This is a genomic window from Verrucomicrobiia bacterium (genome assembly GCA_019634625.1).
GTDB lineage: Bacteria > Verrucomicrobiota > Verrucomicrobiia > Limisphaerales > CAIMTB01 > CAIMTB01.
Map to the genome: position 1 here is coordinate 133614 of JAHCBA010000004.1, position 23760 is coordinate 157373.

Below are 23760 nucleotides of genomic sequence, written 5' to 3' on the forward strand. Positions count from 1 at the left end.
CAAACCAAGTCAACCCGCCCAAAAATCGCCCGGGCGCCTTGCAGGAGCAGGAATTGCCTCCAACCGCCCTTCTGGAGTGTCATCGGCCCCGATGCGCCCCCTGCCAACCCCCGCACACCCGCAGCCCCCCGCTCCCCGTGCCGGCCTGATCGCACTCGCTCTTCTCCTCGCATGCGCCTCCCTCCCAACCGCCACCCGCGCCGCCGCCCCCCTGGACACCGACCGCCCCCCCAATGTCATCCTGATCTTCTGCGACGACCTCGGCTACGCCGACATTGGCCCCTTCGGAGCCGACCGCATCCGCACCCCCCACCTCGACCGCCTCGCCCGTGAGGGCATCCGGTTCACCGACTTCTACGTCGCCCAGGCCGTCTGTTCCGCCTCCCGGGCCGCCCTCCTCACCGGCTGCTACCCCAATCGCATCGGCATCTCCGGCGCCCTCGATCATCGCTCCACCATCGGCCTCCACCCCGACGAAACCACTCTCGCCGAACTCCTCCGCGACCGCGGCTACGCCACCGCCATCTTCGGCAAATGGCACCTCGGCCATCACCTCCCCTTCCTCCCCACCCGGCACGGATTCCAGGAATGGCTCGGCATCCCCTACTCCAACGACATGTGGCCCTTTCACCCGGAAGCCCCTCCCGGCACCTACCCGCCACTCCCTCTCTTCGAAAATGACCGCATCCTGCATCCCGACGTGCAACCGCACGATCAGGATAACCACACCACCCTCTACACCCAGCGCGCCCTCGACTTCATCGCCCGCCATCGCGACCGCCCCTTCTTCCTCTACCTCGCCCACCCCATGCCCCATGTGCCCCTGCACGTCCATGACCGCCGTCGTGGCCGCTCCCGCGCCGGCCTCTATGGCGATGTCGTCGAGGAACTCGACTGGTCCCTCGGACAAATCCTCCGCGCCCTCCGCCGACACCGCCTCGACCGCCATACCCTCGTCCTCTTCACCTCCGACAACGGCCCCTGGCTCTCCTACGGAGACCATGCCGGTTCCGCCAAACCCCTCCGCGAAGGCAAAGGCACCGCCTGGGAAGGCGGCGTCCGCGTCCCCTTCCTCGCCCGCTGGCCCGGTCGCATCCCGCCCGGCGCCGTCTGTCGCGAACCCGCCATGACCATCGACCTCCTGCCCACCCTCGCCCGCCTCGCCGGAGCCCCACTCCCCGACCGGCCAATCGACGGACGCGACATCACCCCTCTCCTCACCGGCCAGCCCGGCGCCCGCAGTCCCCATCGCGCCCTCTGGTTCTACTACCACGCCAACGAACTTCACGCCGTCCGTGCCGGCCCCTGGAAACTCGTCTTCCCCCACCGCTACCGCACCCTCGCCGACACCCCACCCGCCACGGGCGGCATTCCCGCCCGCTATCTCCAGACCACCACCCCTCTCGCCCTCTACCGACTCGATACCGATCCCGGCGAAACCACCGATCTCGCCAGCACCCACCCCGATGTCGTCGCCCGCCTCCAGGCCCTCGCCGAAGAAGCCCGCGCTGACCTCGGTGACTCCCTCACCCAAAGGCCCCCAACCCGCGCCCGCCCCCCCGGTCGCTGGATCCCCCACTCCCCATGAACCGCCCCAGCTCCCCCACCCCCACACCGCATTCCGCCGAGGCGGCCCGCCCGTCGGCTACCCCCACACCGCATTCCGCCGAGGCGGCCCGCCTGGCCGCCATGCACGAATACCCCATCTGCCACCAGGTCCCGGGCACCGGCCCCTCCGAGGCCTGCCGCATCGCCGCCCTCCTCTGTCACCGGCCCATCGCCGCCGTCGAGTTCATCCTCCAGGATACCGTCGTCATCGCCGCCTCCGCCGGCCTCCATGTCGGTACCCTCCGCCGCGAAGACGCCCTCAGCCCCCTCGCCCTCGATGCCACGGACCTCGTCGTCATCCCGGACACCTTCCGCCATCCCCGCTGCGCCTCCCTCCGGCTCGTCCGCGCCGGCCGCGGCGTCCGCTTCTATGCCGCCGTCCCCCTCGCCACACCCGAGGGCGCCGTCCTCGGCGTGCTCTCCGTCTGGGACCACGTCCCCGGACACCTCACCCCCGTCCAGTCCGAATCCCTCGAAGGCCTCGGCCGCATGGTCATGGCCCAACTCAACCTCGGCCGCCGCCAACGCCAGCTCGAAGCCCTCGAAACCCAGCACGCCGAAGTCGAAGCCGCTCTCCGCGAGGCCGAATCCAAGTTCCGCGGCATCTTCGAACACACCGTGGTCGGCATCTACCAGACCACCGCCGACGGCCGCTACCTCTCGGCCAACCCCATGCTCGCCCGCATCTACGGCTACGACTCCCCCGAGGAACTCATCGCTTCCGTCAACGACATCCAGCAGGACCTCTACGTCGATCCCGCCGCCCGCGACCGCTTCGTCCAGGCCCTCCGCCAGCAGGACACCATCGCCAACTTCGAGGCCCGCATCCGCCGCAAGGACGGCTCCGTCATCTGGATCGCCGAAAATGCCCGCGTCGTCCGCGATCCCCGCGGCGAAGTCCGCTTCTACGAGGGCACGGTCCAGGATATCACCGCCCGCAAGCTCGCCGAGGAACAGCTCCGCACCTCGGAAATGCTCTACCATTCCCTCGTCGAGGACCTTCCCCAGAATGTCTTTCGCAAGGATGCCGCCGAACGGTTCATCTTCGCCAACAGCCGGTTCTGCCAGACCATCGAACGCCCCATCGACCGCCTCCTCGGCTGCACCGACTTCGATCTCTTCCCCCCCGAACTCGCCCGCAAGTACCAGGCCGATGACCAGCGCGTCATGGCCGAAGGCCGCACCCTCCGCGAAACCGAGCGCAACGTCACCCCCGACGGCACCGTCCACTGGGTCGAGGTCATCAAAACCCCCCTCCGCGACCCCGCCGGCCGCGTCGTCGGCATCCAGGGCATCTTCTGGGATGTCACCGAACGCAAACGCCTCCAGGACGCCCTCGCCTACGAACACGACCTCCTCCAGGCCCTCCTCGATCACAGCCCCGACATCATCTACTTCAAGGACCCCAAGTCCCGCTTCTCCAAGGTCGGCCGCGCCCTCGCCCGCCGCTTCGGCATCTCCGACCCCGACGACCTCATCGGCAAAACCGCGTTCGACCTCCTCCAGCCCGAACTCGCCCGCATCGTCCATGCCGAGGAACAGGAAATCCTCCGCCGCGGCGAACCCATCGTCAATCAGGTGGATGAACTCGTTGACCACCGCGGCCGGCGCTCCTGGGCTTCTGTCACCAAGGTCCCCATCTACAACCGGGCCGGCGAAATCCTCGGCCTCGTCGGCGTCGCCCGCGACATCACCAAACTCATCGAAACCGAACAGGCCCTCCGCGAAGCCGAGGAAAAATACCGGGCCATCTTCGAAAACTCCGTCGAGGGCATCTACCAGACCTCCCCCGAGGGCCGCTTCCTCCAGGTCAACCCCTCCCTCGCCCGCATCTACGGCTACGCCTCCCCCGACGAGGTCATCCAGCACCTCACCGACGTCCGCACCCAGGTCTATGTCCAGCCCAGCCGCCGCGAGGAGTTCGTCCGCGCCGTCCTCGATGCCGGCAGCATCACCGGCTTCGAATCCGAAATCTACCGCCGCGACGGCACCCGCATCTGGATCTCCGAAAGCGCCCGCCTCGTCCGCGATCGCGAAGGACGCCTCGCCTTCTTCGAGGGTACCGTCGAGGACATCAGCGTCCGCAAGCAGATCGAGGCCGAACAGGAAAAGGCCCGCCAGGCCGCCCTGGAATCCGCCCGCCTCAAATCCGAGTTCGTCGCCACCGTCAGCCACGAAATCCGCACCCCCCTCAACGCCATCCTCCCCAATACCGACCGCCTCCTCGATTCCGGCCTCGACCGCCAGCAACTCTCCCTCGTCGAGAACATCCGCCACGGAGCCCACATGCTCCTCCAGATCGTCAACGACATCCTCGACCGCTCCAAACTCGAAGCCGGCGCCGTCACCCTCGAATCCATCGACTTCGATGTCCATGAGGTCATCGAACGCACCCTCAACTTCTTCGCCAGTCATGCCCACGCCAAACGCCTCGAACTCGTGGGCCACATCCACCCCGACGTCCCCCACCGCCTCCGCGGCGATCCCGGACGCCTCGCCCAAATCCTCAACAACCTCCTCGGTAACGCCATCAAGTTCACCCCCTCCGGGGAAGTCGCCCTCGAAGCCTCCGCCTGCCCCCGCAATCACGACTCCATCGACCTCCAATTCCAGGTCCGCGACACCGGCATCGGCATCGCCCCCGATGCCCATGATCGCGTCTTCCAGGCCTTCGCCCAGGGCGACGGCTCCATGACCCGCCGCTACGGCGGCACCGGCCTCGGCCTCGCCATCACCCGCGGCTTCGTCGAACTCATGGGCGGTTCCATCGACTTCACCAGCCAGCTCGGCCAGGGCACCACCTTCCGCGTCCAGGTCCGCCTCCAGCTTCCTCCCCACCCCGTCCCCACCTGCCTCCCCCCTCCCCTCCTCGACGGCTTGCGCGTCCTCGTCCTCGACGACAACGCCTCCCAACGCCGCGTCATCGCCGACTCCCTCCGTCAGCTCCACCCCGCCCAGATCACCCAGTCCGAATCCATCGCCGCTGCCGTCCACGCCCTCCGCCAGGCCGCCCGCACCCGGCTGCCCTTCGATCTCGTCCTCTTCGACGCCGACCTCCCCGGCAGTTCCACCCTCCAGACCGCCCGCCGCCTCCGCGTCGCCACCGGCTCCCGTACCCGCCTCGTCGCCCTCCTCCCCCCGGGCACCGTCTCCCGCGCCCGCGGCTTCCGCGCCGCCGGCCTCGCCGGCACCCTCAACAAACCCCTCCGCCAATCCCGCCTCCCCCTCGATCTCCAGGCCATCTTCACCGGCCTTTCCGAACCCGCCCCCCAGCCCCCCGCCCGGCCGGTTGCCGAACCCCGCCCCGGTGCCGGCCTCAAGGTCCTTATCGTCGAGGATCAGGACCTCAACCAACGCGTCGCCAGCGACCTCCTCCAACGCCTCGGCGCCCGCGTCGTCACCGCCGCCACCGGCCCCGATGCCATCCGCGCCTTCTCCGAACAACCCTTCGATCTCATCCTCATGGACTGCCAGATGCCCGAAATGGACGGCTATGAGGCCACCCGGCGCATTCGCAATCTCGAACGTCAGCGGCCTTCCCCACATCGCATCCCCATCGTCGCCCTCTCCGCCAATGCCCTCCACGGCGACCGTGAACGCGGCCTCCAGGCCGGCATGGACGATTATCTCACCAAACCCCTCCTCGTCCCCGAACTCATCCGCATCCTCCAGAATGTCGCCCGTCGCCAAGCCCCCTCCCGCCATTCACCCACCCCCTCCGCCACCCCCCCACCCCTGACCGAACCCGACCTCCCCGTCCTCGACCCGGAACCCCTCCGCTCCCTCGCCTCCCCCGACGACCCCCGCGCCGCCGACGACTTCATCCGCCAGTTCCTCCTCGATGCCCCCGCCATCCTGGACCGCCTCGAATCCGCCCTCGCCGAGGCCTCCCATTCCCGCCTTCGCACCGAAGCCCACCGCCTCAAGGGCAGCTCCGGCTATATGGGAGCCCAACGCCTCGTCGAGGCTTGCGCCCGTCTGGAAGCCGACTCCCGCGATGCCCTCCCCGACGATGCCACCCAATCCGTCGCCCGCATCCGGTCCGAATTCGACGCCGCCCGCCTCGCGCTCGAAAACGTCCTCGCCCATCCTCCCGCCACCCCGTGAATCCACCCCGCCGCACCCTCGCCTCGCTCCTCCTCCTCCTCCTGACGGCCGCGCTCCTCCCCGTCGCCACCCGCGCCAACATCCCCCACCTCCTCGTCCGCTCCCCCCACCCCGCCCCCATCCCCCTCCCCCTCGCCCATTCCCCCGCCACCCCCTCCCCATTCCAATCCTCCACCGCCCTCTCCCTCCCCACCCCCACCCCCCCTCCCGCCGCCTGGCGCCCGGGGGACCGCTGGCGCCTGCCCGTCAATCCCCACACCGACGAAACCCTCGTCGTCGATGCCGTCCGCCTGACCCATCCGGACTTCGTCGAAGTCCGCGGCCGCCTCGCCGGCATCCCCGGTTCCCATTGCCTCCTCGTCCTCGGACCCAACCTCGTCGCCGGCACCATCCGCCAGCCCGGTCAACCCATCGCCCAATTGCTCCCAGGCCCCCGCGGCACCCACCACCTCAACACCCTCAGCCCCACCCACGGCCCACTCTGCGGCAACCCTTCCCTCCCCGCCCCACCCCTCCACCGCCACCAGCCTCCACCTCCGCCCTCCGCCGCCCCTGACGACGCCCCCTCCGATCCCGGCGACGCCATCCTCGACCTCGCCTTCTTCTACACCCCCGCCGCCGAAGCCGGCGCCGGCGGCACACGCGGCATGCACGCCCTCCTCTCCCTCGCCGTCCTCGAAGCCAATGACGCCTTCGCCCGCAGCGGTGCCCGCCTCCAACTCCAAACCGTCCTCGTGCGCCGTGTCGAATACACGGAGTCCGGCGACCTTGCCCGCGACCTCGACCGCCTCACCCGCCCCAACGACGGCTGGCTCGATGACCTCCACACCCTCCGCGACCACTACGCCGCCGACCTCGTCTGCCTCGTCACCGAATCCGAGAACTCCCACCTCCTCGCCGGCATGGCCAATCAACTCTTCGACACCTCCCCCGCCTCCCTCGCCCGCGGCTTCACCGTCTGCCTCCGCCCCTTCCTCGTCGGCAATTACACCCTCCCCCACGAAATCGGCCACCTCCTCGGCTGCAATCATGACCACGCCAATGCCCCCGGCTCCGGCCTCCATCCCTGGTCCCACGGCACCCGCATCGCCGTGGAAGACATCCTCCACCGCACCGTCATGGCCTATCGCCCGGGAATTCAGTTCCCCCACTTCTCCAATCCTCTCGTCTCCTACCGCGGCGTCCCCACCGGCGTCGCCTCCGGCCCCAACGCCGCCGACAATGTCCGCACCCTCAATGCCACCGCCCCCCTCGTCGCCGCCGTCCGCAACCCGCCCTCCCGCGTCGGCTTCCCCGAACCCCACCTCGTCGTCCGTGAATTCCATCCCGCCATCCGCATCCCCTGGACCCGCACCGGCACCCCCTCCAACGCCGCCTTCACCCTCCGAACCCGCGATGGCTCCGCCCGCGCCCACACCGACTACCTCCCCCTCGACCTCCGCGTCTCCCTCGACGAGGACCCCGCCCACGACGCCGTCGAACTGCACCTCCTCGAAAACCCCCTCCCCCAGGGTCCCCGCCTCCTCGCCATCGACCTCCTCGATCCCTCGCCAGGCCTCGCCCTCGGCCCCGTTGCCTCCCTCACCATCACCCTCCCCGACGACCCCCTCGATGCCGCCGCACCCCTCGACACCAGCGTCCGCGCCAACCCCGGCGCCGATTACCTCGTCGCCGCCCTCGCCGTCACCCCCGACCACCACCTCCTCGCCGCCGGCGCCTTCGTCACCTACCAGCACCAACGCCATCCCCGCCTCGTCCGCATCCGTCCCGATGGCTCCCCCGACCCGGACTTCCGCGCCGACGTGAAATACCAGGTCGATGCCCTCGCCGTCTTCCCCGATGGCCGCATCGCCCTCGCCGGCGAATTCAACACCGTCAATCACGTCCGCCACGACCGCGTCGCCATCCTCCGTCCCGATGGCTCCCTCGATCCCCGGTTCCGCTTCGATCCCGGCGCCGACCGTGCCGTGCATGCCCTCGTCATCGACGCCGACGGCCGCCTCGTCCTTGGTGGCGCCTTCCTCAGCATCGCCGGTCGCCCCGTCACCCGGCTCGCCCGACTCCTCCCCACCGGCGCCCTCGACCCCGCCTTCCAGACACCGCTCGGACCCGATCGCGACGTCCTCGCCCTCGCCCTCGATTCCGACGGCCGCATCCTCGTCGGCGGCCGCTTCCGCCAGCTTGCCGGCACCGCCCTCGGACTCGCCCGCCTCCTCCCCGACGGCCTCCCCGATCCCGATTTCCTGCCCCCCCACGACGTGGATGGCGCCGTCCGTGCCCTCGCTCCCGGCCCCGACGGCACCCTCCTCGTCGCCGGCGAATTCACCCGGTTCCGCGGCCAGCCCGCCGGCCGCCTCGTCCGCCTCCTCGCCAACGGTCTCCCGGACCCCGCCTTCGCCCCGGGCGTCGGCGCCGACGGTCCCATCCGGGCCCTCCTGCCCATGCCCGACCGCACCCTCTGGATCGCCGGCGGCTTCACCTCGGTCGACGGCCATCCCCGCCGCCACATCGCCCGCCTGCTCGCCGACGGTTCGCCGGACCCCAGCTTCGACCCCGGAAGCGGTCCCGACGACTGGGTCCTCGCCCTCGCCGAGTGGCCCGACCGCGCCATCGCCCTCGGCGGCGTGTTCACCCACGTCAATGGTCTCCCCCGCGGCGGCGTCGCCTCCCTGCTTTCGGAACCCATCCTCCCGCCCCGGTTCCAATCGGTGGGCCTGCAAGACGGCACCTTCCTCTGGGAAGCCCGCCTCCTGCCACGCCAATTCTACCGCCTTCAATCCTCCTCCGACCTCACCCGCTGGACCGACTCCTCCCCCTTCCAGTCCCAATCCCCGATCACCACCGGCTCTCTTCCCGTCCCCCTCCCCGCCCCCTCGAACACCCCCGCTACCCACTTCCTCCGCCTCCAGCGCCACCTCGAGTAAACGCCCCCCTCCCTCCTCCACAACCTCCCCCCTTAAATCACCCTATTCTCCGCACACATGCACGAATTTTACGACCATTTAACAGCCACACCCAAGTCTCCCCGCCCTCCAAATCGCCAGAAACTTTGTGCATAGGCACGATTATCAGGACCATTTCCAGCCCACCGCCCCGCGCCATAATCGACCCAATCGCCGTGCATGTGCACAGGCTTTTCGGCCTTGAAACGGTTGGCCTCCGTTCCCCTGGATCAACGTAACTGTCGTGCATATGCATGAGAATTAAGTCGATTTAGCCGCCGTGCCGGAGCAGGTTCGGTCCATGCACCCGAAGACCGAGGAACTCCTCTACATCCTCCTCTGGACCTGCGAATCCCTCTCCCAACCAACCGTCCGCAACCTGACCGAATCCTTCGAAAGCTGGGCCTATCGCAGCGGCCTGCTGCGCCAGATCCGCGAACTCGAACACAAGGGCCTCATCGAAAGGACCAGCCCTCCCCCCCAGCGCGGCAAACGCGTGGACCGCCTGGTCCGGTTGACCGAGTCCGGCCGTCTGCACGCCCTCCATGGACGCGATCCCGAGGCCCGCTGGAACCGCGAATGGGACGGCCAATGGCGCCTGGTGCTCTACGATCTCCCCGCCGTCGATGGCACCCGCCGCAATCGCGTTCGTAACGCCCTTCGCAGCCGCGGTTTCGGCTGGCTCCAGGATAGCGTCTGGATCTCGCCCGATCCTGTCACCGAGCTCGTTGCCTCCCTCGACGAAAACCCCTCGGATGTCGAATCCCTCCTCTTCCTCGAAGCCCGCCCGGCCGGCGGCGAATCCGATCGCGACATTGTCGCCGGCGCCTGGAACTTCGAAGCCATCCACCAGCGCTACACCCGATACCTCAAGGTCCTCGCCCGCCTCCCCGCCAAATGGTCGGGATCGGAATCGGACGCCGAACACCTCCGGCAATGGCTCGCTCTCGAACGTGCCGCCTGGTCCGAAGCCGTCCGCAGCGACCCCCTGCTGCCCCGACGCCTCTGGCCCGAGGGCTATCCTGCCCCTCAAGCCCTCCGCCAGCGCCTCGAACGCCTCGCCGTCGCCGGCGAACGCATGCGCTCCTTCCGCCCCTGAGGTTCTGACCGGCAGCCCCGCCCCCCCATTCCCGTGCATCCCGAAGTTGTGGGGCGAGCTGCGGACTTCACCCGGCATCGCTTCGGAGGGCCGGGTTCCACGAGGCCGCAACGGTGTGGAGCGTTGGGCTGAGGACTCGCGGAGATCGTCCCTCCGATTCGCTGCCTCCTCACCCACAACTCTGGGATGCACCGCTCCCATTCCGTGAGCGAACCGGGCTGGGCGATTACGAGTACGATTACGATTACGAGTACGATTACGATTACGAGTACGATTACGATTACGATTACGATTACGATTACGAGGGGAACCCAGGGGCATCTCCATGGCGTCGGAGATGCGTTCGGTCGAGGGATACGACGAGGAGACCGTCGGCAGACGTTTTCGCGTGAGGCATGGCCCCCGCTCCCGCTACGCTTCCCTCCCTCGCCATGAACGAAGTCCGCCTCGGAATCATCGGCGTCGGCAACATCGGCCGGCACCACGCCCAATACCTCCTCGACGGCAAGGTCCGTCGCGCCCGCCTCACCGCCCTCTGCTCGGTGGTCCCCCGCGAACTCGAACCCTTCCGCGACCGCGGTCCCGCCCTCTTCACCGACGCCGACGAACTCCTCCGCTCCGGTCAGACCGATGCCGTCATCATCGCCACCCCCCATTACCAGCATGTGACCATCGGCATCGCCGCCCTCGAAAAGGGCCTGCACATCATGGTCGAGAAGCCCATCGCGGCCCATAAGGCCGACGGCGAACGCCTCATCGCCGCCGCCCGGACCCGGCCCAAACAGGTCTTCGCCGCCATGTTCCAGCTCCGCATCGAACCCCGCTACCAGAAGATTCGGCAGCTTCTCCAGAACGGGGAACTCGGCCGGCTCATGCGACTCACCTGGATCAACACCGACTGGTTCCGCACCGACGCCTACTACGCGAGCAGCGACTGGCGCGCCACCTGGAAGGGCGAGGGCGGCGGTGTCCTGATCAACCAGTGCCTCCACAACCTGGACACCCTGCAATGGCTCGTCGGCATGCCCTCGCAGGTCCGCGGGTTCTGCCAGCTCGGCCGCCACCGCAACATCGAGGTCGAAGATACCGTCACCGCCCAGCTCCTCTGGCCCGACGGCGCCACCGGCACCTTCATCTCCACCACGGCCGAGGCCCCCGGGACGAATCGCCTCGAGATCGCCGGCTCACGCGGCCGTCTGGTCCTCGAAAACGACCGCCTCGTCTTCGATCGCAACGAGGTCGATGCCGTCGAGTTCAACCGCACCACCACCAGCGGCTTCGCCAAGCCCGATACCTGGCGGATCGAGATTCCCTTCGGCAACGCCACCCTTCCCCACGCCCAGCTCATGCAGGGTTTCGTCGATGCCATCCTCGATGGCACCCCGCCGCTCGTCGCCGGCGAGGAGGGCCTCCATTCCATCGAACTCGCCAACGCCATGCTCTTCTCCTCCCTCCTCGAGAAGACCCTCGACCTGCCCCTCGAGGGTGCCGCCTACGAGGCCCGCCTCAACCAGCTCATTGCCGAGTCGCGCTTCCAGAAGAAAACCGTCGCCACCGGTACCGACGACTTCGAGAAATCCTTCCGCCGCTGACGTCCGCCCGGCGGCCCGCCCCCAACGCCGCGCCCGCCATGCTCAACCTCCATCATCTCGAACTCTTCTACTACGTCGCCCGCCACCGCGGCATCGCCGGCGCGGTCCGCCACATGCCCTACGGCATCCAGCAACCCGCCGTCAGCGGCCAGATCCTGACCCTCGAAGATCACCTCGGCGTCACCCTCTTCCGGCGGCGCCCCTTCGAACTCACCGCCGCCGGACGCGACCTCTTCGCCGTCCTCGAACCGTTCTTCTCCGGCCTCGACGACCTCGAACGCCGGCTCCAGCGCGAGGCCTCCGCCCGGCTCCGGCTGGGCGCCTCCCAGACCGTCCTCAAGGATCACCTGCCCGCCATCGCCCGCGCCCTGCGGGAACAGTTCCCCAATCTCCAGCTCGTCCTCCGTACCGGATACCAGCACCACCTCGAATCCCTCCTCGAAGCCGGCGAAATCGACCTCGCCGTGACCGTCATCGACCGCTCCATCGCCACCGGACTGCGCTCGGAAATCCTCATCGAACTCGAACTCGCCCTGCTCGTCCCCCCACGCCATCCCGCCCGAAACGCCGATCGCATCCTGGCCGCCGACCGCCTTTCCGAACCCCTCGTCGGCATGCCCGCCGAAGAGGCCGGACCCCGCGTCTTCCATCGCGAACTCGAACGCCGCGGCCTCGCCTGGCCCGTCACCCTCGAAGTCGGCACCCTCGAACTCGTGGCCACCTACGTCGCCGCCGGATTCGGCGTCGGCCTCGGCATCCGCATCCCCGGCGTCCCCCCGCCCCCCGGCGTCCGCGTCCTGCCCCTCGACGACTTCCCGCGCATCCCGGTCGGGCTCCTCTGGATCGGCAAACTCTCCCGCGTCACCCGAACCCTCGCCGACCGGCTCCGCGCCGCCGCCCGTTCCCTCATCGACCCGCCTTCGCCCCCATCCTCTCCCGTCGCCACGCGCTGATGCCCCACTTCCCTCCCCTCCTCCAATCCCTCCCGCTCGCGGCGCTCCTTCTTGCCGTCGTCCCGGCCCCTTCGCCCGCCCATTCAGACACACCTCGCCCGCCAAACATCCTCATCGCCATTGCCGACGACTGGGGCGCCCATGCCGGCGCCTACGGCACCCGCTGGATCCGCACGCCCGCCTTCGACCGCGTCGCACGCGAGGGACTTCTCTTCCGCCACGCCTACACTCCCACCGCCAAGTGCGCCCCCTCCCGCGCCAGCCTCCTCACCGGACGCAACCCCTGGCAGCTCAAGGCCGCCGCCAATCACGTCCCCTTCTTCCCGCCCGAGTTCAAGACCTGGCCCGAAGCCCTCGCCGAACACGGCTGGTTCGTCGGTCACACCCAGAAGGGCTGGGGCCCCGGCGTGGCCACCAATTCGCTCGGCCAACCCCGCCGCCTCACCGGATTCGCCTTCAACGCCCGACGCGCCCCACCCCCCGCCACCGGCATCGCCCCCGCCGACTACGCCGCCAATTTCGAGGACTTCCTCGAAGCCGCTCCCGACGACCGCCCCTGGTGCTTCTGGTATGGCGCCCTCGAACCCCATCGCGGCTTCCAGTTCGGCTCCGGCATGGCCCAGGGCGGCAAACGCCTCGAAGACATCGACCGCGTCCCCGGTTACTGGCCCGATCTGCCCACCGTCCGCCACGACCTCCTCGACTACGCCTTCGAAGTCGAACACTTCGACCGCCACCTCGGACGCATGCTCGACCTCCTCGCCGCCCGTGGTCTCCTCGATACCACCCTCGTCCTCGTCACCTCCGACCACGGCCCGCCCTTCCCCCGCCTCAAGGGCAACACCTACGAGGACGCCAACCGCGTTCCCCTCGCCCTCCGCTGGCCCGACGGCATCCCCCACCCGGGGCGCGTCCTCGACGACACCGTCAGCTTCATCGACCTCGCCCCCACGCTTCTCGAGGTCGCCGGCATACCCTGGGACCGCTCCGGCCTCGCCCCGTCCCCGGGACGCAGTCTCGTCGGTCTCTTCCGCTCCCCACGCTCCGGTCAGGTCGATCCCCGGCGCGATCACGTGCTCCTCGGTCGCGAACGCAACGATGTCGGGCGGCCCCGCGATGAAGGCTACCCCGTGCGCGCCATCCTCCACGACCGCATGCTCTACCTCCGCAACTTCCAACCCGGCCGCTGGCCCGCCGGCAATCCCGAGACCGGCTACCTCGACTGCGATGGCAGTCCGACCAAGACCCTCATCCTCGAATCCCGCCGCGCGGATCCCGACGATCCCCATTGGGCCCTCTGCTTCGGACACCGCCCCGCCGAGGAACTCTACAACCTCCGCGACGATCCCGACTGCCTCCACAATCTCGCCGGCCTTCCCGCCCACGCCGCCACCAAGGCCGCCCTCGAAGCCCGCCTTGTCGAAGCCCTGCGCGCGCAGGAAGACCCGCGCATCCTCGGCGACGGCGACATCTTCGACCGCTACCCCTACGCCCAACCCGCCCAGGCCCACTTTCACGAACGCCTCCTCCGCGGCGAAGACGTCCGCGCCCCATGGGTCCACCCCACCGACTTCGAACCTCTCCCGGCCCCATAAGCCGTATCCATTCAACTCGCGGAGCTCGTCCCTCCGGTTCGCTGCCTCCTCACCCACAACTCCGGGATGCACCGGGGAGGCGACCAGGGAGATTCCCCGGATCGACCCGGGGAGCATGGTATGCATCCTTGTGCAATAGGAAGACTGCGACGCTGCGTCATCTGCGCCATGAGTACGGACCCCACCTTGACGCCAGGCGCGTCTGACACTAGCGTCAGACGCCTTGAAAACAATCCCGCTGCGCCAGCTGGTTCGCGAGCCACTGAAGGTCAAACGCTGGACCCGTTCCGGCCAGAGCGTCCAGGTCACGGACAGCGGACGGCCTCTTTGGGTCATCCACCCGGTGGTCTTGGAGGATCACGACGAAGATCGCGCTCGCGCCATCGATGAGTTGCTCGAGGAAGCGCTGCGCAGTCCACGCTCCCCGGTCAGCGCCGCCGCCCTGATCGAGGAATCGAGGCGATGAGAGTTTACGCGGACAGCAGCTTTCTGCTCCGACTGGTCACCGGAGAGTCCGGGGCTGAGCAAGGGGTTGCGGAGTATCGCCGGCTGGGCCGTCCCCCGCTTCCATACCTGCTGTTGCACACGCTGGAAGTGGAGAACAGCATCCGGCAGCGCGCCTTTCACGAGCGACGCGTGCTCCCATCCGGCCAGCGGGCGCGCATCCATCGCGAGCGTGACGCGGCCTTGTCGCGTCTGGGCGGCTTCCTGAAACGGGGTGCTTTCCAGGCGGTGGCGCTGGACATGGACTCCGCGCTGGACCGCGCACGACGGCTTTCGACCTCACACACCGATCGACTTGGTGCCCGGGCGATCGACCTGCTTCATGTGGCCTGCGCGTTGTTGTTGGAAACCGGGGTTTTCCTGACCTTCGACCAACGCCAGTCCGACCTGGCGAAGGCCGAAGGAATGCAGGTGTTCAGCCAGCAGACCGCGGCTTGAGATGGCATCGCCGCCGGACCGCATGACACCCCGGCGCCCTGTGGCCAGATCGGCCGGCGCATCGACCGACGCTTCCGGCCCACCACCGAAAGCTTCATCGACCTCGCCCCCACGCTTCTCGAGGTCGCCGGCATCCCCTGGGACCGCTCCGGCCTCGCCCCGTCCCCGGGACGCGGTCTCGTCGGTCTCTTCCGCTCCCCACGCTCCGGTCAGGTCGATCCCCGGCGCGATCACGTGCTCCTCGGTCGCGAACGCAACGATGTCGGGCGGCCCCGCGATGAAGGCTGCCCCGTGCGCGCCATCCTCCACGACCGCATGCTCTACCTCCGCAACCTCCAAACCGGCCGCTGGCCCGCCGGCAATCCCGAGACCGGCTACCTCGACTGCGATGGCAGTCCGACCAAGACCCTCACCGCCACCTGCGAGGCGGTCCTGGACGGCACCAAAACTCCGGGCACCCCGACCACCCTCCGCCGAACGGCATCCTGACCCTCCCCCAGCGCGAGGTGCCGGGAAGGCTTGGAGGCGGCCTCCCCTCCGCCCTCCCGGCACCATCCTCCAACGACCCTCAAGTCCCTCAGCACATCCGGCATCGAGGCATTCCGTCCGGCGACGGAGCAGCGGGCTCAAATCCGTACCAATTGTTGATCTCCGCCCCCCGGTTCCAGATTTCTGATTTCTGATTTCAGGCCTCAGGTTTCAGGTTTCAGGTTTCAGGTTTCAGGTTTCAGGTATCACGCCATCAACCTCAACCTCTCCCACTGCGCCTCAAGGCGCTTCGCCGAAATCGGCGTCGGCGTTCCCAACTCCTGGGCAAACAGCGACACCCGGAACTCCTCGATCATCCACCGGAACGCCTCGAGTTCCCGCCGTTTCTCCTCGGACCATGCCTTGCCCGCGGACGTCCGCCAGGCCGTCGCCCACGGCGTCACCTGCGCCTCCCGTTCCCGGTCCTTCGCCGGGTTCACCCCGGCCCGTTCGAGGCGCAGCAACAGGGCCTTCAGGTAACGGGGAAAATGACCCAGCCGTTCCAGGGAGACCCGCTCCAGGAATCGCGCCCCCATCAACTCACCCAACTCCGCCTCACCCACCCGGACCGGACCGCGGGCCGCGGGCTGTGCGGGGATCGCTCTGGCGCCAAGGGCCAGTTGTCCCAACTGGCTCAAATCCTTCACCACCCGCGCCGCTCCCGGTCGTGGCCCCGCCGCCGCCGCTGACGATTCCCCTCCCATCCGCCGCACGACGTCACGACGCAATTCGAGAATCCCGCGCAACCGCTCCATCCATGGCCCCGACAATCCCGTCAACCGTCCCCGGGCCGACGCCACCGCCGCGAGAAACGCCCGCTCGGTGAGCGCCCCGGACGGGCCCGGTCCGACCACATGCGCCATCAGGTGCCGGTACGCCGTCTCCTCGAGTTCTTCGACAGTCCCGATCGGCGCGTACAACGGCCCCACGGCGGTCAATGCCCGCAGATCCTTCCGCAGCCAGGCCACATCCCGACCCAGGGCCAGTTCGATCAGGCGCCACCACCCGGACCCGGTCTTCGCCTTCGCCTCGGTGGCCGACCGGAACAACCGCACATCGACCGACTCGCCTGCCACCTCGAGCCCCGGCCAGCCGTACTCGGGCAAACCCGGACCCTCCCGCACCGTCACGCGCTCGGGGAGGTCACCGAACGACCATGTGGTCACCTGGCATCGTTCCCAGCGGGCTGCCGCCGCACGCCACGCGGCATCCCCGGCCGCTCCCGACGCTGGCACGGCCGGCTTGACCTCCGCCAACTGGCGCCGCACCGCCGCCCAATCCCGCGAAGCCACCAGCGGCTTCTCGTCCGGCCCCACCACCTCAACCCTCGCCCGCAAGTGCGGTGGAAGCGTGTCCGGCGCCCATGCGTCCGGCGGCACCGGGACGCCATATCGCTCCCGGATGAAGCGCGCCAGGTCATGGCCCAGGGAAGGTCCCTCGGGCCGGAAATCCCGCGCCATTTCCGCAGCCTTGGGAGCAATCGGCAGCAGGCGTGCCCGAAGCGATTTCGGAAGCGCCCGAAGCCACTCCTCCGCCTTGGCCTCCCGCAACCCCGGCACCGCCCACTCGAGCATCGCCGGCGACACCGAATCCGCCAGCGTGAACGGCACCCTCACGGTGACGCCGTCGTGCTCCTCGCCCGGCGCGTAGGCGTAGCGCAGCGGAACCGGCTGCCCCCCCACCTGCACCGTGTCCGGAAAGGCTTCCCGGTCGTAGGCGGTCTCCTCGCCCCCCGCCAGGTCGGCCTCGGTCACGCCCAGCGCCTCCTGCCCGGCCGCTCCCCGCTCACCGATCCATCGGTCCAGATCGTCCCGCGACGACATGTTCTCCAACTGCCGCGCGTAGAATGTTTGAAGGGCGCCGTCCACGTCCCCGAGGTCCTGCCGTCGCACCCGCGTGCGCCAGTTCTCGACCGCTTCGCGCACCTTGCGGTTGTGCTCGATGAACCGGTACCGCGCCGGCCATTCCCGCGGACGTTCGTCCGTCCGGGTCCAGTTTCCCAACCGGTCGCGCCAGGCCGCCTTGCCAGCCCGATCGCCCCGCGCCGGTCCCTCGGTCTCCCCCGAACCGCGCGGGCGCGGCAGGAGTTCCTCCGCCACCAGCGCCGAACGGATGAAGATTTCCGTGGCCGCCACCGGGTCGATCGGTCCGTACGCCACCCACCGGCGCCGCACCTCCATGCCGTACAACGTCGTGATCTCGTCCGCCCCAACCCGGCCCGCCTCGGCGCTCCAACGCGGATCCCGATGGGTGACCTCGCATAGGTGCGGCGCCACGGCGACAATCCATTCCGGATCGATCCCCGCCACGGTCCGCGCATAGACTTGGGAAGTCTCGACAATCTCGCCCGCCACCACCCAGGCAGGCTGGGCGCTCCGGACCCGCGTTGCCCGGTCGTCGTCCGGGCGCGCCCCGCCCTTCCCCCGGCGTTCAGGCTTCTCGCCCCGCTCGAACAGGGCCGAACCGGGAAACAGGTGGACGATGCGGTTCCCCGCCCCCTTGTAGCGGTTCCGCTCCTCCCGGCGCCCAACATGCGCCAGCAATCCCGAGAGCACCGCGCGATGCACGGCCTCGTAGGCGGCATTGCTCTCGTTCAGGCGCACCGTTCCCAGTTCCTCGAGGGCGTCCCACAACTGCCCGTGCAAGTCCTGCCACTCCCGCATCCGCACGTAGGAAAGGAAATTCTCCCGGCAGAACTTCCGCCGCTGCCCCTGCGTCCGCAGCGCCTCCCAACGCTCGTGCACCGCCTCCCAAAGGTTGAGCAGGGTCAGGAAATCCGACCGCGGATGCACATGACGCCGATGCGCCGCCTCCGCCTCCGCCTGCCGTTCCATCGGCCGCTCGCGCGGATCCTGGATGCTCAGGCCCGACGCAATGATCAGCAGCTCCCGCGTCGCATGCTCGCGTTGCGACTCGAGCAGCATCCGGCCCAGCGTCGGATCGATCGGCAGCCGCGCCAGATCGCGCCCCAGCGGCGTCAGCTCGCGCGAGGAATCCAACGCCCCCAACTCCTCCAGCAGGGCATACCCCGACCGGATCGCCGCCGGTGTCGGCGGATCGAGAAAGGGAAAGGTCTCGATATCGCCCAGATGGAAGGCCTTCATCCGCAGGATCACCTCCGCCAGGTTCGCCCGCTGGATCTCCGGCTGCCCGTAAACCGGACGCCCTTCGAATTCCTCCTCGGAATACAGCCGGATGCAGATCCCCGACTCCACCCGCCCCGCCCGTCCCTTCCGCTGGTTCGCGTTGCTCTGCGCAATTGCCTCGATCGGCAGGCGCCGCGTCCGGGTCCGCGGACTGTACCGGCTGATCCGGGCCAGACCGGTGTCCACGACATAACGGATCCCCGGGATCGTGAGCGAGGTCTCCGCGATGTTGGTCGCCACCACCACCCGGCGCCGCCCCCCCGGGGCGAACACCCGCTGCTGGTCGCCCGAACTCAGCCTCCCATACAACGGCACCACCTCGACCCTCCCGCCCAACCGGCCCTCGAGTTGATCCGTCGTCTCCCGGATGTCGCGCTCCCCCGGCATGAACACCAGCACGTCCCCCCGCGCCCCGTCGTCCACCACCGACTCCACCGCCCGTACCGCCGCATCCACGTAGGTGCATTCCCCGCTCTCCTCGTCCTCGGCCGCCAGCGGACGGTACTCCACCTCGACGGGATACAGTCGCCCCGAGACTTCAAGAATGGGTGCCCCCCCGAAGGCCTGGGCAAAGGTCGCCGTGTCGATCGTCGCCGAGGTGATGATCAGTTTGAGATCGTCCCGCCGCGCCAGCAGGCCCTTCAGGTGCCCGAGGAGGAAGTCGATGTTCAGGCTCCGTTCGTGCGCCTCGTCCAGCACGATGGCGTTGTACTCCGAAAGCAGCGGATCCCCCTGCACTTCCGCCAGCAGCATCCCGTCCGTCATCAGCTTGATGAACGTCTCCGGACTCGACCGGTCATCGAACCGGATCTTGCACCCCACCTCGCGCCCCCACGCCACCCCGAGTTCCTCCGCAATCCGCCGCGACACCGACAACGCCGCCACCCGTCGCGGCTGCGTGCATCCGATGCGGGCCTCGATCCCCAGGCCCGCCTCCAGACACATCTTCGGAATCTGGGTCGTCTTCCCCGAACCCGTCTCCCCGGCCACCACGACCACCGGGTGCGCCCGGATCGCGGCCACCAGGTCCTCGTGCCGCGCCGCAATCGGCAGATCCGCCGGCACCGTCACCGGGGGCCGGTGCTCCGCCCGCCACTCCCGCAGCGCCACCGACGCCCGCCCCCGTTCCAGCAGGCGGTCAATCACCGCATCGTGCGATCCCGGATGCCGCCGGTCCCGTATCACCCGTGCCAGACGCGATCCCAGCCGCACCCAGTCCGGCAACATGCACCGGGGAAGCAACCCCTTCAGTTCCTCGATTCTTGTGTCGGTCATCCAGCCCGGATCAGGACCTGGCCCCCCGGTCATGCAGAATCGGTGGCAGTCCGGAAGACCCGCGACGCCCGGAATTCAAGGCCGACCGGATCAGCACATAGTCCGTCACATTGTCCCAGGTCAGCAGCCCGACTAGTTCACCCCGCTCCACCACCGGCACCAGTCCCTGGCCCCGGCCGCTGTGCGCTGCCAGGACCTCGTTCAGATCCCCGGAAGCCTCGACCACGATGAAGTTTCGATCCATTGCCGCACTCACCGGCACCCACTTCCCCTGCTCCGCCAGACTCGCCACCAGTTGCTGCCGGGTGAGCACCCCCACAACCCGGCGCCCATCCACGACCGGGAAATCCTGCTGCGACCCCGCCAGCACCAGGTCCACCGCCCGCGCCAGCGGGTCCGAGGGCCCCAGCACGGCGAAGTGTGTCACCATGGCGTCCCGCACCCGCGCCCCCGACAGGTTCGACCGGAACTGGGCCAGCCCCGCCTCCTGGCTCGCCCCGATCCAGACAAACAGGGCGATGAAGAGCAACAGCGGGTTCCCCATGCCCCCCAACAGCCCCAGCAACCCAAACACCGCGAAGATCAGGGCGATCCCCTGCCCCAGCGAGGCGGCAATCTGCGTCGCCCGCGCGTACTCCATCCTCATTGCCAGCAGCGCCCTCAACACCCGCCCCCCATCCATCGGGAACGCCGGGATCATGTTGAACACCACCAGCATCGTGTTCACCACCAACAGCCGGGCGGCCATCGAGCCCTCCATCAATCCCATCGATCCCGTCCCCAGCCGTTGCCCTGTCGCCAGCAGCCAGAGAACCAGCAGCACGGCGATCACCACATTCACCGCCGGCCCCGCCAGCGCCACCCACAACTCCTGCAACGGCCGGTCCGGCATCCGTTCAAGCCTCGCCACCCCCCCGATCGGCAACAGCGTGATGTCCCGCGTCCGGATCCCATACCGCCGCGCCGCCAGCGCGTGCCCGTACTCGTGCAGCAGCACGCAGCCAAACACGGAACATAGAAAGAAGACCCCGTGGATCGCTGCCGCCATCGAACGGCTTCCCAGGAAGATGGCGGTCCCAATGAACCCCAGAAACAACACGAAGGTGACGTGCAAATACACGTCGATCCCCGCGTAGCGCCCGAGTCGCAACGACCATTTCATGACCGCATCCCCTCACCCGCCCCGGTCCGGAGTCAATCCCGGGATCGTCCCATCAGCAGCGGCAGCAGGTACATCAGCATGTACGCCAGCGAGGTGATGAAGGCCGCCACATACGTGAGCGCCGCCGCGTTCAGCACTGCCGCCACCCCCTGCCCCTCCTGCGGCGTCCGCAGGAACCCCAGCCGCGACAACATGTCCTTCGCCCGCCGCGAGGCATCGTACTCGACCGGCAGCGTGATCAGATTGAACAGCATGATCACCCCCCACCCCGCCGCCATCAGCGCCAGGCCCGTGTAGGTCTGGAACAGCCCCGTGACCATCCCGATGATCGGCAGCCACATCACCAACTGGCTCGCGTAGTTCGTCGCCCCCACGGCCAGCATCCGCAATTGGAGGGGCAGGTACGCATTCTTGTGCTGGATCGCGTGTCCCGCCTCGTGGGCCGCCACCCCGAGCGCCGAAAGCGAATTCCCATGGTACACGTCGCTCGACAGCACCAGTCGCTTGTGCAGCGGATCGTAGTGGTCGCCCAGAAAGGACTGGTGCTCGTGGATGCTCACCTCGGTGATGCCGTTCCGCCGCAGGATCTCCGCCGCCACCTGCGCCCCCGTGTACCCGCTCGATCCCGGCACCCGACTGTACCGGCGAAACATCGACTTCACGTACATCTGGGCCAGCAGCGCCAGCCCCATCGTCCCCAGAAACACCAACAAGAACAGTGCGCTCATAACGTCTTCGTCTCCGATTTTTGCCGGGCAGCTTTAGCCGAAGGCCCGCCCGGTTCAACAGAAACACGACACCACGGCCATCTTCCGTCCATCCCCACGCTGCCAAGGCCCCAGCCGATCGGGAGAGGCGTTGGCCAATAGTAAGTCAGGCAACCTTTTGTTGACGACAGAGATATACTGCGTCAGACATACAATTGTTGACGGCCCCCTCCGACTCGGTACTCCCGGAATTCCGCCGTCCCGCGGGGACAAGCTCCGCAACGCCTCATCCCTCCGCCAGCTCCTCCGCCGGATAGGTCCAGATCTCCGCCAGCGTGGGGTGATAATGCGGCACCGCCGCCAGCTGCGCGGCCGTCAGTCCCGCGCTCATCGCCACCCCAATCTCGTGGATCAATTCCCCGCCCATGGGCCCGACGCACGCCCCACCCAGAATCCGACCTTCCTCCACATCCGCCAGCAGCTTCACGAACCCGTGGCGCGCCCCCATGATCAGCGCCTTCCCGTGGTCCTCGAACCGGTACCGCGCCACCCGGTGCGGGATGCCCTGCCTCCCGGCCTCCCGCTCTCCCAATCCCACCACCGCCACCTGCGGCTCAGTGAAGACCACCCGCGTCAGCAATCGATAATCCATCTCCCACGGCCGGTCCGGATCCACCGCATTGTGCCCCGCGATCTCCCCCTGCCGAACCGCCAGATGCACGATGTCGTGCGGCCCCGTGCAGTCCCCGGCCGCAAAGATGTTCCCGGCACGGGTCCGCATCCGGGCGTCCGTGACAATCCGCCCGCCCTCAACCCGAACCCCCGCCGTCTCCAACCCCAACCCGTCCAGGTTCGGCCGCCGCCCCAACGCCAGCAGCACCGCCTCCGCCCGGGATTCCCGCTCGTCGTCCCCATGGCGGAAGCGCACCACCCGATCCGCCCCCTCCCGCCTTGCAGACAGCAGTCCGGTCCCGGTCCAGACGGTGATCCCCTCTGCCCTCAGCGCCTCCTCCAACGCCTCCCCGACATCCGCATCGAAGCCACTGAGCACCCGCGCGCTCCGTTGGATCACGGTCACCTCGACCCCGAATCGTGCCAGCATCTGGGCGAACTCCAGCGCAATGGCCCCGCCGCCCAGGACGATCATCGACTCCGGCAGCGTCGGCAGATGAATGAGTTCGTCGCTGGTCAGAAAACCCGCGTCGTCCAGCTCAGCCAGGGGAGGCGGGCTCACGGTTGATCCCGTCGCCACCACAAACTGATCCGCCGTCAAACGGTCCCCACCGTCTCCCAGCGCCAGGGTGTGTCCATCGAGGAATCGCGCCCGCTCGCGGATCAGGTCAAACCGCCCATCCTTCAATTGCCCCTGCCGGTACTCGGCAAACTCCCGAATGAGGGCGTCCTTGCGCGCCAGGACGTCCGCCCACGAAAACGTGCCGGAAACCGGCTCGATTCCCCACGTCCGGGCGTTCCGCATCCAGTGCCGGATCTCCGCCGCCCACAGCAGCGCCTTGGTCGGCATGCACCCGCGCAGGATGCATAGCCCGCCCAAGGTGTCGGCGCCGTCCACGACGACTGCCCGCCGTCCTGCGGCGGCCACGGTTCGAGCCGCCGCGTAGCCGGCACTTCCTCCGCCAATCACGGCGACATCGTAATCCCAGCCTCTGGACGCTCCGTTTCGATTCATCGGAGGCCAAGGCTGGTGGGCTCCCTCCCCAAGGCAAGCCCACACCTCAAACCGGGTCGCTGAACGGGTCGCTTCAGGCACCTGCCCCCCCGTTTTCTACGGCGTTTCCTTAACCCGACCGAAAACGCACCCCGCCCCCCGACTTTCCAGAGAAATCCAACGTACTTACATTCAAGTAGTTACGGCAATTCCACCCAACTCGCCTAAGGCAGGCGCTGAACCCTATAAGACTAAAGCATTAGGTCTGAGAAAATTCCCTATTTTCCCGTTGACGCCCTTCTCCCGCCGTGTTTTCCTCTACCTGCGTTTCCCATGACGCCTCGTTGTAGCGGGAGGTCAATAAGTCGTTCCATTATGTTGAAGAGTCGTTTCAGTGCATTCGGAGCCGTCAAAGGCGTCCGGCAGCCCCTCGAAGGG

14 protein-coding genes are annotated in these 23760 nt (G+C 68.4%); 10 read left to right on the forward strand and 4 right to left on the reverse strand.

Features of this window, described 5'->3' with window-relative positions; all coding sequences use genetic code 11:
• The first annotated feature begins 91 nt into the window (after positions 1-91).
• The 10 genes from KF833_03785 (at position 92) to KF833_03830 (ending at position 15327) form a co-directional block, all read left to right on the forward strand.
• Positions 92-1588 carry a sulfatase gene (locus KF833_03785; protein MBX3744406.1) on the forward strand — a complete coding sequence of 499 codons (1497 nt, stop codon included), beginning with the start codon at positions 92-94 and terminating at the stop codon, positions 1586-1588.
• Complete coding sequence (locus tag KF833_03790) at positions 1585-5715, forward strand: PAS domain S-box protein (GenBank protein MBX3744407.1); 4131 nt, start codon at positions 1585-1587, stop codon at positions 5713-5715. Before KF833_03785 ends, KF833_03790 begins: the two co-directional genes overlap by 4 nt.
• A complete protein-coding gene (locus KF833_03795; protein ID MBX3744408.1) occupies positions 5712-8639 on the forward strand; it encodes a hypothetical protein in 2928 nt (975 codons plus the stop codon). The genes KF833_03790 and KF833_03795 overlap by 4 nt, the downstream gene beginning before the upstream one ends.
• 319 nt (positions 8640-8958) lie before the next feature.
• Positions 8959-9756 carry a hypothetical protein gene (locus KF833_03800; GenBank protein MBX3744409.1) on the forward strand — a complete coding sequence of 266 codons (798 nt, stop codon included), beginning with the start codon at positions 8959-8961 and terminating at the stop codon, positions 9754-9756.
• Positions 9757-10187: 431 nt separating this feature from the next.
• Complete coding sequence (locus KF833_03805) at positions 10188-11348, forward strand: Gfo/Idh/MocA family oxidoreductase (protein ID MBX3744410.1); 1161 nt, start codon at positions 10188-10190, stop codon at positions 11346-11348.
• Positions 11349-11386: 38 nt separating this feature from the next.
• Positions 11387-12301, forward strand: coding sequence for a LysR family transcriptional regulator (locus tag KF833_03810; protein ID MBX3744411.1), 915 nt, complete (start codon positions 11387-11389; stop codon positions 12299-12301).
• Positions 12301-13896 carry a sulfatase gene (locus KF833_03815; GenBank protein ID MBX3744412.1) on the forward strand — a complete coding sequence of 532 codons (1596 nt, stop codon included), beginning with the start codon at positions 12301-12303 and terminating at the stop codon, positions 13894-13896. The genes KF833_03810 and KF833_03815 overlap by 1 nt, the downstream gene beginning before the upstream one ends.
• 223 nt (positions 13897-14119) lie before the next feature.
• Positions 14120-14362 carry a hypothetical protein gene (locus KF833_03820; protein ID MBX3744413.1) on the forward strand — a complete coding sequence of 81 codons (243 nt, stop codon included), beginning with the start codon at positions 14120-14122 and terminating at the stop codon, positions 14360-14362.
• Complete coding sequence (locus KF833_03825; protein ID MBX3744414.1) at positions 14359-14838, forward strand: PIN domain-containing protein; 480 nt, start codon at positions 14359-14361, stop codon at positions 14836-14838. The genes KF833_03820 and KF833_03825 overlap by 4 nt, the downstream gene beginning before the upstream one ends.
• Positions 14839-15129: 291 nt before the next feature.
• Positions 15130-15327: a hypothetical protein gene (locus KF833_03830; protein ID MBX3744415.1), complete on the forward strand. Its 198-nt coding sequence runs from the start codon at positions 15130-15132 to the stop codon at positions 15325-15327.
• Between the two features lie 245 nt (positions 15328-15572).
• Here the strand turns inward: KF833_03830 and hrpA are convergent, their stop codons facing one another.
• The 4 genes from hrpA to KF833_03850 all read right to left on the reverse strand — a co-directional run bounded on the left by hrpA (position 15573) and on the right by KF833_03850 (position 23343).
• Complete coding sequence (hrpA, locus tag KF833_03835; GenBank protein MBX3744416.1) at positions 15573-19787, reverse strand: ATP-dependent RNA helicase HrpA; 4215 nt, start codon at positions 19785-19787, stop codon at positions 15573-15575.
• Between the two features lie 10 nt (positions 19788-19797).
• Complete coding sequence (locus KF833_03840; GenBank protein MBX3744417.1) at positions 19798-20949, reverse strand: site-2 protease family protein; 1152 nt, start codon at positions 20947-20949, stop codon at positions 19798-19800.
• 32 nt (positions 20950-20981) lie between these two features.
• A complete protein-coding gene (locus KF833_03845; GenBank protein MBX3744418.1) occupies positions 20982-21677 on the reverse strand; it encodes a zinc metallopeptidase in 696 nt (231 codons plus the stop codon).
• Between the two features lie 265 nt (positions 21678-21942).
• On the reverse strand, positions 21943-23343 hold the full coding sequence (locus tag KF833_03850) for an NAD(P)/FAD-dependent oxidoreductase (protein MBX3744419.1): 1401 nt from the start codon (positions 23341-23343) through the stop codon (positions 21943-21945).
• Positions 23344-23760 lie beyond the last annotated feature (417 nt).

What these genes read in the sequence shown, in the direction of transcription:
- KF833_03785 (MBX3744406.1), top strand. Translation starts at nt 92, where the DNA reads ATGCGCCCCCTGCCAACCCCCGCACACCCGCAGCCCCCCGCTCCCCGT.
- KF833_03790 (MBX3744407.1), top strand. Translation starts at nt 1,585, where the DNA reads ATGAACCGCCCCAGCTCCCCCACCCCCACACCGCATTCCGCCGAGGCG.
- KF833_03800 (MBX3744409.1), top strand. Translation starts at nt 8,959, where the DNA reads ATGCACCCGAAGACCGAGGAACTCCTCTACATCCTCCTCTGGACCTGC.
- KF833_03805 (MBX3744410.1), top strand. Translation starts at nt 10,188, where the DNA reads ATGAACGAAGTCCGCCTCGGAATCATCGGCGTCGGCAACATCGGCCGG.
- KF833_03810 (MBX3744411.1), top strand. Translation starts at nt 11,387, where the DNA reads ATGCTCAACCTCCATCATCTCGAACTCTTCTACTACGTCGCCCGCCAC.
- KF833_03815 (MBX3744412.1), top strand. Translation starts at nt 12,301, where the DNA reads ATGCCCCACTTCCCTCCCCTCCTCCAATCCCTCCCGCTCGCGGCGCTC.
- KF833_03825 (MBX3744414.1), top strand. Translation starts at nt 14,359, where the DNA reads ATGAGAGTTTACGCGGACAGCAGCTTTCTGCTCCGACTGGTCACCGGA.
- hrpA (MBX3744416.1), bottom strand. Translation starts at nt 19,787, where the DNA reads ATGACCGACACAAGAATCGAGGAACTGAAGGGGTTGCTTCCCCGGTGC.
- KF833_03840 (MBX3744417.1), bottom strand. Translation starts at nt 20,949, where the DNA reads ATGAAATGGTCGTTGCGACTCGGGCGCTACGCGGGGATCGACGTGTAT.
- KF833_03845 (MBX3744418.1), bottom strand. Translation starts at nt 21,677, where the DNA reads ATGAGCGCACTGTTCTTGTTGGTGTTTCTGGGGACGATGGGGCTGGCG.
- KF833_03850 (MBX3744419.1), bottom strand. Translation starts at nt 23,343, where the DNA reads ATGAATCGAAACGGAGCGTCCAGAGGCTGGGATTACGATGTCGCCGTG.